This is a genomic window from Olleya marilimosa CAM030, from assembly GCF_000518485.1.
GTDB classification, from domain to species: Bacteria; Bacteroidota; Bacteroidia; order Flavobacteriales; family Flavobacteriaceae; genus Olleya; species Olleya marilimosa.
In genome coordinates, this window is record NZ_JADR01000006.1 from 86,298 (window position 1) to 102,109 (window position 15,812).

The 15,812-nt window shown below is 30.4% G+C and carries 12 protein-coding genes; 10 read left to right on the forward strand and 2 right to left on the reverse strand.

Features of this window, described 5'->3' with window-relative positions:
• Positions 1 to 21 precede the first annotated feature (21 nt).
• The gene (locus M890_RS0107790; protein WP_028282997.1) at positions 22 to 1,521 is read left to right on the forward strand and encodes an aminotransferase class V-fold PLP-dependent enzyme; all 1,500 of its coding nucleotides are present in this window, start codon (positions 22 to 24) and stop codon (positions 1,519 to 1,521) included.
• Positions 1,522 to 1,619: 98 nt separating this feature from the next.
• Here the strand turns inward: M890_RS0107790 and M890_RS0107795 are convergent, their stop codons facing one another.
• Positions 1,620 to 2,510, reverse strand: a complete 891-nt coding sequence (locus tag M890_RS0107795; RefSeq protein WP_028282998.1) for a lysophospholipid acyltransferase family protein — start codon at positions 2,508 to 2,510, stop codon at positions 1,620 to 1,622.
• A 63-nt stretch (positions 2,511 to 2,573) separates the two neighbouring features.
• Between M890_RS0107795 and M890_RS0107800 the strand changes: the two genes are divergently transcribed.
• Positions 2,574 to 3,209, forward strand: coding sequence for a rhomboid family intramembrane serine protease (locus M890_RS0107800; protein ID WP_028282999.1), 636 nt, complete (start codon positions 2,574 to 2,576; stop codon positions 3,207 to 3,209).
• On the opposite strand, the gene M890_RS15910 is transcribed toward M890_RS0107800, so the two are convergent.
• Positions 3,206 to 3,718 (reverse strand): peroxiredoxin family protein, encoded by a 513-nt coding sequence (locus M890_RS15910; RefSeq protein ID WP_084553612.1) that lies wholly within the window; start codon positions 3,716 to 3,718, stop codon positions 3,206 to 3,208. The genes M890_RS0107800 and M890_RS15910 overlap by 4 nt on opposite strands.
• Before the next feature lie 64 nt (positions 3,719 to 3,782).
• Here M890_RS15910 and mnmE point away from each other — a divergent pair, with 64 nt between their 5' ends.
• The 8 genes from mnmE to M890_RS0107845 all read left to right on the forward strand — a co-directional run bounded on the left by mnmE (position 3,783) and on the right by M890_RS0107845 (position 15,761).
• Positions 3,783 to 5,174, forward strand: a complete 1,392-nt coding sequence (gene mnmE / locus M890_RS0107810; protein WP_028283000.1) for a tRNA uridine-5-carboxymethylaminomethyl(34) synthesis GTPase MnmE — start codon at positions 3,783 to 3,785, stop codon at positions 5,172 to 5,174.
• 51 nt (positions 5,175 to 5,225) lie between these two features.
• The gene (locus M890_RS0107815) at positions 5,226 to 5,585 is read left to right on the forward strand and encodes a hypothetical protein (protein ID WP_028283001.1); all 360 of its coding nucleotides are present in this window, start codon (positions 5,226 to 5,228) and stop codon (positions 5,583 to 5,585) included.
• Between the two features lie 247 nt (positions 5,586 to 5,832).
• On the forward strand, positions 5,833 to 7,227 hold the full coding sequence (locus tag M890_RS16435; protein WP_028283002.1) for a PAS domain-containing protein: 1,395 nt from the start codon (positions 5,833 to 5,835) through the stop codon (positions 7,225 to 7,227).
• Between the two features lie 29 nt (positions 7,228 to 7,256).
• Positions 7,257 to 9,785 (forward strand): ATP-binding protein, encoded by a 2,529-nt coding sequence (locus M890_RS16440; protein WP_051437483.1) that lies wholly within the window; start codon positions 7,257 to 7,259, stop codon positions 9,783 to 9,785.
• A gap of 75 nt (positions 9,786 to 9,860) precedes the next feature.
• Complete coding sequence (locus tag M890_RS0107830) at positions 9,861 to 10,241, forward strand: response regulator (protein WP_028283003.1); 381 nt, start codon at positions 9,861 to 9,863, stop codon at positions 10,239 to 10,241.
• Between the two features lie 6 nt (positions 10,242 to 10,247).
• On the forward strand, positions 10,248 to 14,732 hold the full coding sequence (locus M890_RS16930) for a sigma 54-interacting transcriptional regulator (protein WP_051437484.1): 4,485 nt from the start codon (positions 10,248 to 10,250) through the stop codon (positions 14,730 to 14,732).
• Positions 14,733 to 14,917: 185 nt separating this feature from the next.
• On the forward strand, positions 14,918 to 15,340 hold the full coding sequence (locus tag M890_RS0107840; protein ID WP_157243267.1) for a hypothetical protein: 423 nt from the start codon (positions 14,918 to 14,920) through the stop codon (positions 15,338 to 15,340).
• A gap of 4 nt (positions 15,341 to 15,344) precedes the next feature.
• Positions 15,345 to 15,761, forward strand: a complete 417-nt coding sequence (locus M890_RS0107845) for a DUF7793 family protein (RefSeq protein ID WP_028283005.1) — start codon at positions 15,345 to 15,347, stop codon at positions 15,759 to 15,761.
• Positions 15,762 to 15,812: the final 51 nt, after the last annotated feature.

The window sequence follows — 15,812 nt, forward strand, 5'->3', positions numbered from 1 at the left end:
TTACCTAATAATCAATTAGTTATGTACGTTACAAAAGCCCAAAGAACCGAAAAATCAGAATTAGAAACTTATTTTTCTCAATTTAGACAACACATTGTAGGGATAGATCAAGAGTTTGAATCGCCTTATGGTTTACAAAAAATGGTCTATACAGATTGGACAGCTTCTGGACGCTTATACAGACCAATTGAGGATAAATTATTAAACCAATTTGGACCTTTTGTAGCAAATACGCATACCGAAACAACTGTGTCTGGAACAGCAATGACAAATGCTTACCATAAAGCTAGGCAAATTATTAAAGGACACGTTAATACAAATGCAGACGATGTTTTAATTGTTGCAGGAAATGGAATGACTAGTGTAGTCAATAAATTTCAGCGTATTTTAGGATTAAAGGTTCCAGAAAACTTAAGAAAATTTACAACTATACCTGACGAGATACGTCCTGTTGTTTTTGTAACACATATGGAGCACCATTCTAACCATACATCTTGGTTGGAAACTATGGCTAAAGTTGAAGTTATTCCTGCAGGAGATGACGGATTGTTTAGTTTACAAAATCTTGAAATTTTACTAGAGCAGTATAAAGATTGTCCACTTAAAATAGCGTCTGTAATTGGAGGAAGTAATGTTACAGGTATTGAAACACCATATCATCAAATTGCAAAATTAATGCATAAAAATGGAGGTGTATGCTTTGTTGACTTTGCATGTTCTGCTCCTTATGTTAATATTAATATGCATCCAGAAGATGAAGACGAAGCTTTAGATGCTATTTTCTTTTCGCCACATAAATTTTTAGGAGGACCTGGTACTTCTGGTGTATTAGTTTTTAACAAAAAGCTATATAAAAATATGATTCCTGATTGTCCAGGTGGTGGTACAGTTAGCTGGACTAATCCTTGGGGAGAACATAAGTACATAGATAATATAGAAGACAGAGAGGATGGTGGTACACCAGGTTTTTTGCAAACTATAAAAACAGCTTTAGCCATTAAGTTAAAGGAGCAAATGGGTGTAAAAAATATGTTGGAAAGAGAGCATGAATTGTTACACCAAGTGTTTGCTAATTTAGAGCACGTGGATAATATTAAAATTTTAGCAGGAGATCAAAAAAAACGCCTAGGAGTGGTTAGTTTTTATATAGAAAATCTACACTTTAACCTTGGGGTAAAATTATTGAATGATAAATTTGGAATCCAAACACGTGGTGGTTGTAGTTGTGCAGGTACTTATGGGCATTATTTACTACATGTAGACCAAGAGCAATCACATAGTTTGGTTAACGAGATATCTTTAGGAGATTTAATACGTAAACCAGGTTGGATACGTATGTCAATACATCCAACAACAACTTGTAATGAAATTGATTATGTCTGTGAAAGTTTAATTGCATTAGCAGAAAATCATGAAGAATGGGCTAAAGATTACGAGTATAACAAGGCAAATAACGAGTTTATCCATAAAACATTTGTGCCAAAAAACGACGTGAGAGTTAGTGATTGGTTTCAATTTTAACTAAGAGAGAAACGTTGTAATTAGGTTTATTCTACTGCATAAAAAAACACTCATAATTATATAATTATGAGTGTTTTTTTATAACTAATTGTTATTAATTATTTAAAATCTTCTGGAGATTTGTCACGATGTTTCCAACGTTTGTGTGTCCATAAATAATATTGAGGTGCTTCGTGTATTTGTTTTTCAACCAATTTAAAAAAAGCATCAGTAATCTCGTAATCTTTAAAGTCGTTAGGGTTTTTTGCTAACGTAGTAAAAGTGGTTTCGTAATACCCTCTTTTAATTCGTTTAACAGCAAAATAAACAACAGCCATATCTAATTGTTTAGCTAATAATTCGGCTCCAGTATGAGCAGGTACATTAATTCCCATAAAATCTAACCAATGGTGAGCTTTCCAAGGTTTAGGGCTTTGGTCAGACACAAAACCATTAATGGTTAATTCGCCTTTGTTTTTTGCACGTAATAAGGTGCTAAAAGTTTCTTTAGTGGTAATTAAATGAGAATTGTATTTGGCTCTAATACGTTTAACAAGCTTATCAAAATACTTGTTTTCTAACTTTTTATACACTGCGTAACCTTTATGGTTAACATGGTTTTGTAAAATAAAAATCCACTCCCAACTTCCGTAGTGAGCACACATTAATACTATACTTTTATTAGATTTACCATATTGATTAACTTCTTCTATATTAGGGAAAGTCATTCGTTTCATCATTTGTTTTTCAGTGATTGTTAAAGACTTAATAGCCTCAACAACCATATCACATAGATGATGGTAAAATTGTTTTCTAATTACCTTAATTTCTGCTTCAGATTTATTTGGAAAAACAAGGTTTAAATTTTCTTTTACCGTTTTCTTTCTATATCCAATGATATAATAGATTAAAACATATAAACCATCAGAAAACGCGTATAAAAGCCTAAAAGGAAGTATAGAAATCAACCATAAAAAAGGATAAATTAAAATATAAGCTAATAATTGCATGAATACTTATTAATTTTGCGAGAGCAAATATATGCTATATTTGACTTAAAGTTAAACTAGATAATGGGTAATTTAAATTTAATAACAATAATAATAATTGCAGCCAATGTTATTATCTCTTACAAGGGATTTGAAGATTATGCTTTTTTTGAAAAATATAAATTTAATGTTGGAGCCATAAAAAGAGGCGAGCAGTTTAGAATATTTACTTCTGGGTTTTTACATGTTAATCAACAACATTTACTATTTAACATGATAACGCTTTACTTTTTTGCTTGGTTGGTAATTGCAAGGGTAGGCGAAACTAAATTTATAATCATATACTTAATTAGTCTTATAGCAGGAAGTTTATTGTCTTTGGTTTTTAATAAAGATAATTATCACTACAGTGCTGTTGGAGCAAGTGGTGCAGTTATGGGAGTCATTTATTCTGCTATAATGTTTGACCCTTGGATGGAAATTAACTTTATTATTCCAGGTTGGGTTTTTGGTATAGGGTATTTATTGTACTCAATTTACGGGATGAAAAAACAAATAGGTAATATTGGTCATGATGCCCATTTTGGAGGTGCAGTTGGTGGTTATATAACCACATTAATTATCGCTCCATGGTTATTAAAAACTGACTTAACAATGGTTTTAGTTTTAGCAATACCAATTGTAGTACTTTTTATTATGCAAAAGCTAGGTAAAATTTAGTTAGTTAAAATTTCGGCAATCTTATCTTCTAAAGCTTTTCCACGTAAGTTTTTAGCAATAATTTTTCCTTCACCATCTAAAATATAAGTTGCAGGAATAGAGCGTACACCATAAGCTAAAGCAATTGGTTCTTGCCATCCTTCTAAATTAGACACGTGTTTCCAAGTTAATTTGTCTTGCGCAATAGCTTTTAACCAACGGTCTTTTTGACCTTGTTTATCTAAGGATATTCCAACAATTTCTAAACCTTTATCGTGGTATTGATTATACATTTTAACCACATTTGGGTTTTCGCGTCTGCAAGGACCACACCAACTAGCCCAAAAATCTAATACAATTACTTTGGCGTCAACATCATTTAAAGACAAGTCTTTACCATCAGGAGTTGTTGCAGTAAATGTTGGAGCATAATCACCAATTTCGGTACCAAAAACAAGTGGTTTTGAAGGTTCTTGTTTACAAGAAAAACTTAGAGTAGCAACTAGTAAAAGTAGTATGTATGGTTTCATGATTTAAATATTTCTTACAAATATAAAATATAAAAATTGAATATTTTATGTCTATTTTTGCATTATGATTTATAACGATACAATTGTAGCATTAGCAACCGCTTCAGGAGCAGGAGCAGTAGCCATTATTAGATTATCTGGTAAGGATGCTATAGCTATTGCAGACCGCTGTTTTGAGTCTGTAAAAAGTAATAAAACACTTTTAAACCAAAAAACACATACCATACATTTAGGTCATATTGTGGATAACAAACGTACCATTGACCAAGTTTTGGTTTCGGTTTTTAAAAATCCAAATTCTTATACAGGTGAAGACGTTGTAGAGGTGTCTTGTCATGGTTCTATTTATATTCAGCAAGAAATTATTCAATTGTTTTTAAGAAACGGTTGTAGAATGGCTAATGCTGGAGAGTTTACTTTACGTTCATTTTTAAACGGGAAATTAGATTTAAGTCAAGCTGAAGCTGTCGCAGATTTAATTTCTAGTGATAATGAAGCCTCACATCAAATTGCGATGCAACAAATGCGTGGTGGTTTTTCTAGCGAGATTGCTAAATTAAGAGCAGAATTAATGAATTTTGCGTCATTAATCGAGTTAGAATTAGATTTTGCAGAAGAGGACGTAGAGTTTGCAGATCGAACACAGTTTCAGGCTTTAGTAGAAAAAATAACCTTTGTATTAAAACGCTTAATAGATAGTTTTGCTGTAGGTAATGTTATAAAAAATGGTATACCAGTAGCTATTGTTGGCGAGCCTAATGTTGGTAAATCCACACTTTTAAACGCACTGTTAAATGAAGAAAGAGCCATTGTAAGTGATATAGCAGGTACCACAAGAGATACCATTGAAGATGAGTTAGTAATTAACGGTATAGGCTTTAGGTTTATTGATACTGCAGGAATTAGAGAAACTAAGGACGTTGTTGAAAGTATTGGAATCAAGAAAACCTTTGAAAAAATGGAGCAAGCCCAAGTGGTTGTACTTCTTTTTTCTGCTGAAGAATTTAAAACAGAAAGCAAACGATTAAAAATAGAAATTGAAAAAATTAAGAATAAGTTTCCGCTTAAGCCACTATTAATCATAGCTAATAAGGTTGATACTTTAAATGCAGAAGAATTAGATCGACTAAAGCTTCAGTTTGAAAATGTCCATTTACTATCCGCTAAATCTGGTTTAGGAGTAGAGGAGTTAAAAGAGAAATTGATTGGTTTTGTAAATACAGGTGCGCTTCGTAATAACGAAACAATTGTGACAAATACAAGACACTATGACTCACTGTTAAAAGCTTTTGAAGAAATTCAGAAAGTAAAATATGGACTAGAGTCGGGCTTGTCAGGAGATTTATTAGCAATAGATATTAGACAAGCTTTATACCATTTTGGTGAAATTACTGGTGAAATCACTAGTGATGATTTATTAGGAAATATTTTTGCTAATTTCTGTATTGGCAAATAAGCCTAGTTAATAAGTAAAACAAGTCAGGTAATTAAAATATAATATCGATATATGACCATTAACCAGCTTCCGGGATCTTATAATATAATTGGCAATAATCAGGATATAGAAGGTGCAAGCTACAAAGGTATATTAGATTTGTCTTTAGACCAAAATAATAGAGTAGTAGCTAAATGGCTAATTAATAATAATCAGCAGCAATTTGGAACCGGTTTTTTTAAAGATAATATTCTTGTTGTAAATTTTAATTATCAAGGAGAGGACGATTCAATTTATAAAGGTGTTGCTGTTTATAAGTGTATTTCAAAGGATATTTTGGATGGATTTTGGTCCGAGAAACACGGTAACCCTTTATTTTTAGGTCAAGAGCGATGTTTTAGAATTGGGACCAATAACCAATTAGTAAATTAATTGTTAATTTTAGGTTTAGTTAATTTGATCGTACTTTAAAAACGAAAAAAAAAGTGTAAAGTATTTTAAATCATTGAATTAAAGTATTTATAATGATTTGTAAAATAGCCTTAGCTTTCTGATTATAGCAAGATTGAAAAAAACATTCGTAGTTTTAAATAAATTATTTTATCTTTTAACTGTAAATTATTGATTTTGAATTAATCAATGTATTGGAATATAATGTTTTAAGATAACAATTTGTTTTATGAGCGATGCAAACATTAAATTAGCTGAGCAATTACAGAAGCTATATGGGTTTTCGGATAGTTTTATTGAGTCGCTTCAAGATGGATTAATAATAATAACGCCAAAAGGCGAAATTGTATTAACTAATGATGCCTTAAGTCGTTTAACAGGTTTTGATAAAACAGAATTGACAGGAGCATTACTACCTTTCCCTTTTTGGCCACCAGAGTTGCATAAAGATTATAAAATGCTTTTTAATGAGCTTTCAAAAGATCATGTAAAAAGAGAATTTAAAATTATCTATATGCACAAAAACGGGAAGCGTTTTCCTGTAACCGTATTTTTTGCAAGTATAAAAAATAATCAAGATAAGGTTATAGCCTACGTTTGCTTTATTCAAAATATAGCAGATGTTGATTTTAAAGCATTAAACAATCAATCTTGGAATCAAGAAGTTTTCACAATTTTAAATTATCGAAAAAAGTATTTAGACTTAGTTCTACAGCGTAAAATAAATCAACAACTACAAATTACTTTAAGTAATATATCAGACGGATTTGTCACATTAGATGAAGATTTATGTTACACCTATGCTAATAATAAGGCAATTCAGCTAATAGGAAAAAAAGGCGTAGATTTGATAGGCCAAAACATATGGAAAGTTTTTCCTGAGATAATAGGACATCCTTTTTATAAAGCTTTTTGTAAGGCATTAGAAACCCAATCTACACAATATTTTAAAGGCGAGTTTAAACCCTATGAAAAATGGTTTGATTGTCGATTTTACCCTTCAGATACTGGAGGTATGTCTATTTATTTTTTAGATATTTCTAATCAAGAAAAAACAGAAGAATTACTATCTGAAAGTAAAAACGATTTAAATGCTATCATAAATAACATTGGAGATCCATTATTTGTAAAAGACGAAGAAAGTCGATTGTTAATAGTAAATGATGCCTTTTGTAAAATGTTTGATACTAATAGGCAGCTTGTAATAGGTAAAACTTTAGCAGAAAAGGTAGCAGAGCAAGAACGAGAAGCTTTTTTAAAAGTCGATACAGAAGTTTTAAAAACAGGAATTGAAAACATAAGTGAAGAAACCTTAACAGTCAAAAACAGCAATACTAGAACTATTTCTACACGAAAAACTAGATACGTTGATAAAAGTGGAAGTAAATTTATAATTGGTACAATTAGAGATATTACTAATCGTAAAAAAGCAGAAATTGAACTAGATCTATATAGGCATCAACTGGAAGAACTTGTTAATAGTAGGACAGAAGAGGTTAATATTAAGAATGCCGAACTACAGCGTATGAATAAATTATTTATTGGACGTGAATTAAAAATGAAAGAATTAAAAAATACAATTAAAAAATTAGAAGAAGAAATCGATAACTTAAATAAACAATAACACATAATTTTTTTTGATTCTTTTTATATATGAAGCTTATTCAATTTTATTCAATATTAAAAAAACCATTAGTAGCAGGCTTTATAACCTTTGCATTATTACTGTTTTTAACGCAATACATAACATTCCAAAAATATTACATTAACGAAAATAATCAGAAAAGAGAAATTGCTAATCAAGTAAATTTAATTGAAGAAAAATTACAATCTTTAGTTATGTTTAGTTATTCAGCAACTAAATCCTTGGCATATATAGTAGAAAGAAACGGAATTCCTGAGGACTTTGACGACATAGCTGTAGAGTTGTTAAACCGTAGTAAGTATTTTGATGTTGTGGAGTTGGTGGATAGTAAAGGATTTATTACTCATGTCTATCCATTAAAAGATAATGATGTAATTGGGTATAATATTATAGATAGTAAGGAGGCTAGTAGTGGTGCTTTAGCAACAATTAAAAGAAATGATTTTTTTATAGCAGGTCCAGTTAACCTTAAACAAGGAGGTATTGGCATAGTTAGTCGCCAACCCATTATTATTGATTATAAATTTGCTGGATTTTCTGCGGTAGTAACCAAATTATCAACTTTTTTTAAAGATTTAAATATAGATCCTTCCAATAATAAGCAATATATATATCAACTATCTAGAGTAAATCAAAAGACAGGAGAAGAGGACTTTTTTTTAGATAATGATGTTTCTGGTTATCAGGCATATGCTGTGCCAATAGAGATGACCTTTGGAGAGTGGAAGCTATATGTTATCCCAACCAAACTAGATTTTAATACAGCAATCATTTTTGCTATAATTGGTTTTTTACTTACTTTAATAAGCAGTTTTGGCGTTTGGTATTTTGCAGGACGCTCAGAACGTATTCATAAATTAATTAACATAGAGCTTAAAAAGCAAAAATCACAATTAAATAAAGTATATCAAACTAGCAGGAATCAGATCAAATTAAGTGAGTCTAACCTTAATAAAGCCCAGCGTATTGCAAAACTAGGTAATTGGGAGCTTTGTCTAGAAACAAACAAACTAACTTGGTCTAACGAGATGTTTAGAATTTTTAAAAAAAATCCAAAACATTTTAAAGTTTCACATCAAGCAATGCTGGAAGCTATACATCCGGAAGACAGAGAATTTGTATCAAAAACATACTCAGATTCCATAATAAATAAAGTTCCATATCGCATTACCTATCGTTTAAAACTTGAAGATAATCAAATTAAATACATAGACGAGCAGTGCGAAACTATTTTTGATAAAAACCAAGTTGCCGAAAAATCGTTTGGAATAGTTCAGGATATTACAGCGCGAATAAAAAGTGAAGAAGGTCTTAAAAAAAGCGAACTATTGTATCGCAGCTTAACGTCAAACGCACCAGTAGCTATATTTAATATTAATCATAAAGGCGAGTGTACTTATGTAAACGAGCATTGGATCAAACTTTCAGGAATAAGCTATGCAGATGCTATGGGTCAAGGTTGGTTAGAAGCTTTTCATCCAGAGGATAAAAATAAGATAATTGATGAATGGGAAATGGCAATGTCATCAAATATCAAATTTAAAACAGATCTTAGGTTTAAGGATAATACAGGTAAAATCACATTTTTAACAGTAAAGGCTACAAAACTTTTAGACGAAGAAAATAATGTTTTTGGATATATTGGGATAGCCTCAGATGTTACAGAAAGAATAAATAACGAGAAAGAATTATTAAAATATAAAAACAATTTAGAGGAATTAGTTAATGTAAGGACAGAAGAGCTTAATGATAGTAAAGACGCTTTATTAAATTTGCTTGAGGATTTAAATTTTCAATCCTTAGAGTTAGAAAAAGAAAAAGCTAAAGCACAATCTGCAGATTTAATGAAATCCGCATTTTTGGCAACTATGTCGCATGAGTTAAGGACACCTATGAATTCTATTATAGGATTTACTGGTATTTTACTTAAAGAGTTAGCAGGACCATTAAACGAAGAGCAAAAAAAGCAAATCAAAATGGTTAAAAATAGTGGTGAACATTTACTGGGTTTAATTAACGACATCTTAGATATATCTAAAATTGAAGCAGGTAAATTAAAAGTGTCTTACAGTAGTTTTGATTATTTAGCATCGTTAGAAAAAACAATTAATTTTTTACAACCGCAAGCATCAGCAAAAGGGATTAAAATATTACCACAAATTTCAACCTTAGATATTATTTTAAATAGTGATGAGGTTAGAGTGGAGCAAGTATTGTTAAACTTAATGTCTAATGCCATTAAATTTTCAAAAAAAGGAACTATTACTATTAAAGTAGATATTAAGGATAACATGCTAATTACTCAAGTTATCGATCAAGGTATGGGTATACACAAAAAGGACATCACTAAACTATTTGTGCCATTTACTCAGTTAGAAGGTGGTTTGGATAGAAATCATGAAGGCACAGGTCTAGGCTTGTCAATTAGTAAAAACCTAATTGAAAAATTAGGAGGTACAATATCTGTAGAAAGTACCTTTGGAGAAGGTAGTAATTTTACCTTTACACTACCTTTAATGCCCTTAGATAATAAATAACATTGTCAAAAATTATTTTAAATACTAAAAAATAATATATTTATAAAGCTATTACTATTCTTAACATCAAAGCCCATGATGCCTACTATTTTAATAATTGAAGATAACATGCAAAACATGTATATGTTATCCTATTTACTGGAAAAAAATCAATATCAAGTACTAAAAGCCAACAATGGTTTTGAAGGACTAAAATTAGCAAGAATAAATAATCCAGAGATAATATTGGTAGATATACAATTGCCAGATATGGATGGTTATGCAATTTGTGACCAGTTAAGAAATAGTGATTTAGCAAAAAACACGACAATTATAGCAGTAACCTCATATGCGATGGAAGGTGATAAAGAAAAAGCGATGCAAGTAGGAGCAGATGGATACATAGAAAAACCTATAAATCCCGATACTTTTATAAATCAAATGCAAGAAGTGTATCTTGTAAAAAACCAGAAATAAATTGGTATGAAAACAATTTTGATAGTAGATGATGTTTTTGAAAATCTATATTTATTAAGAGTAATTTTATCACAAGCAGGATATAATGTTGTAGAAGCTAATGACGGTAAAGAGGCATTAGATAAATTAACAGAAAAAAGGATAGACTTAATAATTTCTGACATATTAATGCCAGTAATGGATGGTTATATGCTATGTCAAGCTTGTAAAAAAGATGAAAAACTAAAAGATATACCGTTTGTGTTTTACACGTCAACTTATACAGAAAAAGTAGACGAAGACTTTGCCTTAAAACTAGGAGCAGCACGTTTTTTAAGAAAACCAACAGACCCAGATCACATAATAGCTTTAGTACAAAGATTATTAGATAAGTCTAACCCTTTTACAAAACCTAAAGATAATACAGAGTTTACAGAAGAAGAAGTTTTAAAACTATATAGTAAACGTTTAATAAGTAAATTAGAACAAAAAAATTTAGAATTAGAAAAAGAAATAACCGAACGAAACAAAATAGAGTTAAAACTAACTAATGAAAACGCAATATTAGATTTAATAGCCAATAACACCTCAATTAAAAAGGTCTTTAATCACATAATACATAACTATCAATTCATACGTCCAGAGTTTTACCTATCTATTAGTTTACTAGATGATGATAAAGAGCATCTAAAACTTATTTCTGCACCAAACTTGCCAAAGGATTACTGTGCAGCCATTAAAAATTTAAAAATTGGTGAAAATGTAGGGTCTTGTGGTACGTCTGCTTATTTAAAAAAGCCGATTATAGTGTCAGATATTACTACAGATCCACTTTGGAAAGACTACCAACACTTAACAGTTGGTTTTGATTTAAAATCGTGTTGGTCAATTCCAATACTGTCAGAGAAAAATGAGGTTTTTGGAACCTTCGCAATCTACAGTAGCAATATAAAAACGCCCACTTTTGAAAATATAAGAGAATTAAACTCTGCAGTAAGCCTAGCAAAAATGGCTATTGTAAAGTTTAAAATGGCTGAGGAAGTAAAGAAAAAAGAAGAGTCTTATGAGTCCTTAGTAGAGCAAGCCACAGACGCAATTTTGACCTACACCTATGATGGCGTCATTCATACATTTAATAAAGCAACCTATACAACATTAGGATATACAAAAAAGGAGTTTTTAAAATTAAAAATTCAAGATTTTATAATTGGAGATGTTATTCAAAATAAAGTAGTTCGAGACGCCATACTTAAAGGCGAAGCTGTTATTTTTGATAGACAGCTCATGTGTAAAGACCAAACAATAATAGATGTAGAGATTTCGGCAAAACTTCAAAAAGACGGAAAAGTTCTAGCTATAGTGCGTGATGTCTCTGAACGTAAAAAAGCAGAAGCCAAATTATTAGAAAGCGAGTATAATTTAAGGCAATCCCAAATAGTAGCCAATCTAGGATCATACGCTGTCGATTTAAAAACAATGACATGGGATTGTACAGAGCTATTATATCAAATTTTAGGAATAGATGACAACTATGTTAAAACAATAGATAGTTGGATTGATCTTGTTCATATAGAGGACAAAGTAGAAGTATTAAATTATTTTGAAAGCTGTGTAAAAAACAATAAACGATTTAATAAGGAGTATCGTATTATTCAATTTGATTCCAAAAAAGAAATTTGGGTGCAAGGTATAGGCGAGTTACTTTTTGATGACAACGCAAACCCTATTAAAATGATAGGGACCATGCAAAATATTTCTGAGCGTAAAGAAGTAGAATTAAAGCTTCAGAGAAATGAAAAATCTTTATTAGAAGCTCAAAAAATAGCTAAAATAGGTAGCTACTATTTAGATTTAGAGACCAGTTTAGCTCAGGCCTCAATAACCTTTAAAGAGATTGCAGGTTTAGAGCAGGAGGATGCCATTTCTCGAAAATTATGGAAAGACATTACACACCCAGAAGATGCTAAAAAAAATAGTGAAGAAATTGATAAGTGTATAAAAACTGGAGGTGAGTTTGATTTAGAATATAGAATTTTTTCTAAAACCGATAATAAATTAAAGTGGATACATGGTTTAGGTGAAGTGTCTTATCAAAACGGTAAACCAAAAAGCTTTTTTGGAACAATACAAGATATTACTGAGCGTAAAACTGCCGAAATTAAAATTCAAGAAAGTGAAAAATCACTATCAACCGCTCAAAAAATAGCCAAAATAGGAAGTTTTAATCTTGACCTTATAAACTTGATAGCTAAAACTTCGGATACTTTTAATGATATAGTGGAGTATGAAACGGATAACAAAATATCTTTTGACTTTTGGAAAAGTATAGTACATCCTGATGACAGAGCAATAATAAAAGATGCAGTAATAAAAAGCGAAAAACTAAATCAGAAGTTTGATTTAGAATATAGAATTATTAGTACCAAAACTAAACAGGTAAAATGGATTCATGGTTTAGGAGAGGTGTTTTACGTAGATGATATTCCTTCAAGTTTTGTAGGGACTATCCAAGATATTACAGAGCGTAAAAAGGCAGAATTAGACCTTAAAATAGCCAATGAGTTTACTGAAAACCTTGTAATGTCAATGCAAGAAGGTTTATTAATGGTCGATCTTGAGGGTACTATCATGAAGGTTAATGATTCATTATGTGATATTTTAGGATATACCGAAGCGGAACTTATTGGCATGGATTTACCTTATCCTTTTGCAAGGCCAGAGGATTATGAACTCATGATGGAGATTAAAGATAAAGTAGCAAAAGGCCAAGCTCCTTCTTTTCAGCTAGAATTTATCAGAAAAAATGGAACTAGATTTATAGCATCATTCTTAGCAGGTATTATTTATGATGACCAAGGAGATGTTTTAGCAATTTTTGCAACTATAAAAGATATTTCTGAGGACTTAAAAATAAAAGAAACATTAAAACAAATAGCCTTAAAGTCTACTCAGAAAAAAGACGTCATATTAAAATTAGCGACCTTAATAGGTGAAGATTTACAAGCATCCTTAAAAAAAATTGCCACAACATCTGCAGAAGCTCTTCAGGCAGATTTAGTTACTATTTGGGAGTTTAAGAAGGATAAAACAGAGTTAGTAAGCAAGTTGTTTTATAACCAAGAGCACCAAACTTTTGATACAGAAGGATTAATAATTAAAAAAGAAACTTTTCCAGATTATTTTGAAGCCTTCAAACACAAAAACATTATTAATATTAACAATGTAATATCTAATCCAATAACTAAAGGGTTTGCTAAACAATTTTTTGTTCCCAATAATATAGCATCCAGAATTGATGTTTTAATCTATGGTCGTAACGACCATTATGGAATCTTAAGTTTTGAAACTAAAAACGTAAATAGAGTCTTTAATGCAGATGAAGAAAGTTTTGTAACCTCTATTGCTAGTATTATTTCGCTTATGGTTGAAAGCTCAGAGCGTAAAATAGCAGAAAATAAAATAGCTTTAACTAATGAAAAACTTTTAGAAGTCAATAAAGAGTTAAACCTTTTAAGAAACCAATTAGAACAAGAAAACGTCTATTTACGTAACGAGCTAGACCTGGTTTTTAATTTTGAAGAAATGGTTTATGGTAGTGTAGAGTTTAGTAATGTGTTAAACGAAATAGAAAAAGTTGCACCTACTAATGCTACCGTATTATTATTGGGAGAGTCTGGTACAGGTAAGGAGTTGCTAGCTAGAGCTGTACACAATATAAGCAACAGAAACAGTAAGCCATTAATAAAAGTTAATTGTTCTGCAATACCAAGAGAGCTAATTGAAAGCGAATTATTTGGTCACAAAAAAGGATCGTTTACTGGTGCGTATAATGATAAGGTTGGAAAATTTGAACTGGCAGATGGAGGAACCTTATTTTTAGATGAAATTGGAGAACTACCATTAGACATGCAACCTAAAATTCTAAGATTTTTACAAGAAGGAGAAATTGAAGTCGTTGGTGGTGTTGGCTCTAAAAAGCTTGACGTGCGTGTTATAGCTGCAACAAACCGAAACCTATTAGCAGAGGTCCAGAAAAAGCAATTTAGAGAAGATTTATACTTTAGATTAAATGTATTTCCAATTGCGGTTCCTGCCTTAAGAGATCGAAAGGATGATATACCACTGTTAGTTGAGCATTTTGTAGATAAATTTGGTAAAACCTATGATAAACAGATTAAATATATATCAGATGATGCCATGTCTAAACTTAAAGCTTACAATTGGCCAGGAAACATCAGAGAACTAGAAAACCTAATTGAACGCGCTTTAATATTATCCAATAGTGATACATTAGTGATACCAGGTTTTGAAACCTCTAATCAAAAATCCAAACAACGCATTAATTGTGTAGACCTAAGTTTAGATGCTGTTTTACGCAATCATATTTTACAAGTCTTAGAAGATTGTAACTGGAAAATTAGTGGATCTAAAAGTGCTTCAGAAGTATTAGGGTTAAAACCTAGTACATTACGCGATAAAATGAGTAAATTAGGTATAGTTAAGCCTAATTAACGCTAACGGTATTCCGTGAGTTGTTTTTTTTAATAATTTCAATACACGGAATACCGACACTTCATTTATTAATATAAATCTTTTTAAAAATCATAATATATTGAAAATCAATATATTATGATTTTTTTTGTTCTATTTTATATTTGTGGCATCCGTATTGGTTTAGATTTTACAAATCAATAATTATGATGGACGATAAATTAATTGAAAATTTCAAATTTTGGGTAGATCAAGAGGTGATCTATTGCCAAATTTTGAATGATTTAACTGATTTAGATGATGATAATAAAATAAAAGATATTGAGCACATATTTTTAAATAAAATATTTATGCTATCTAAAGATGTGCACATGCCAATTTTAATTGACCTAAAAGAGTTAAATTTTTCTAACGCTATTAAAGTATTTACGTTTTTATCTAAAAACACATTAATTAAATCTTTAGTGTTATCTAAAACATTTTTAGTTAATTCCTATAAATTAAAAATGTTATTAAACATTCAAAGTTTTATTTGTAATCCTGCACTTCCAGATGTGATTTTTAAATGTAATAAATCGGCAATACAATATTGCATAGACGATAACCGAATGTATAACTCATTAAACTAAAAACATGGAAAACGTAAAAAAAGTAGGACATGCAAAATTTTGGACCGATGGTAATAATATTATAAACCTTCAATTTAATAGTATTGAGGATTACTATACTCTAGAGCTTACCACAGCAAAAAAATATATAAATATTATAGCTAATTTATGTCAAGGAAATCCAATGCCTTTTATAATAGATTTAAGAGGCTTTCACGGAACTTTTTCGACAGAAGCAGCAAATTTTATAGCTAAATCTAGCGTATTAAATAATTTAAGAATTTCTGAAGCTTACATATTAAACTCAATAGGCGTAAAACTTCTAATTGCATCTTATAAAAGAATATACGATCCCTTAACACCACATATTACATGTAATGATTTTGAAACCGCAACACAATACTGTATAGAGTCAAGAGCTCTCTATTTTGAGAGCAGTTAACCTAATTATATAATCAATAACTAACTATTTTTTATTAATCCCCAAAACCTA

Bases quoted from the DNA above. Each gene is read 5' to 3' on its own strand.
- M890_RS0107800 (WP_028282999.1), top strand. From the start codon at position 2,574: ATGGGTAATTTAAATTTAATAACAATAATAATAATTGCAGCCAATGTT.
- M890_RS0107830 (WP_028283003.1), top strand. From the start codon at position 9,861: ATGATGCCTACTATTTTAATAATTGAAGATAACATGCAAAACATGTAT.
- M890_RS16435 (WP_028283002.1), top strand. From the start codon at position 5,833: ATGAGCGATGCAAACATTAAATTAGCTGAGCAATTACAGAAGCTATAT.
- M890_RS0107815 (WP_028283001.1), top strand. From the start codon at position 5,226: ATGACCATTAACCAGCTTCCGGGATCTTATAATATAATTGGCAATAAT.
- M890_RS0107840 (WP_157243267.1), top strand. From the start codon at position 14,918: ATGATGGACGATAAATTAATTGAAAATTTCAAATTTTGGGTAGATCAA.
- M890_RS16440 (WP_051437483.1), top strand. From the start codon at position 7,257: ATGAAGCTTATTCAATTTTATTCAATATTAAAAAAACCATTAGTAGCA.
- M890_RS0107795 (WP_028282998.1), bottom strand. From the start codon at position 2,510: ATGCAATTATTAGCTTATATTTTAATTTATCCTTTTTTATGGTTGATT.
- M890_RS0107790 (WP_028282997.1), top strand. From the start codon at position 22: ATGTACGTTACAAAAGCCCAAAGAACCGAAAAATCAGAATTAGAAACT.
- mnmE (WP_028283000.1), top strand. From the start codon at position 3,783: ATGATTTATAACGATACAATTGTAGCATTAGCAACCGCTTCAGGAGCA.
- M890_RS16930 (WP_051437484.1), top strand. From the start codon at position 10,248: ATGAAAACAATTTTGATAGTAGATGATGTTTTTGAAAATCTATATTTA.
- M890_RS0107845 (WP_028283005.1), top strand. From the start codon at position 15,345: ATGGAAAACGTAAAAAAAGTAGGACATGCAAAATTTTGGACCGATGGT.
- M890_RS15910 (WP_084553612.1), bottom strand. From the start codon at position 3,718: ATGAAACCATACATACTACTTTTACTAGTTGCTACTCTAAGTTTTTCT.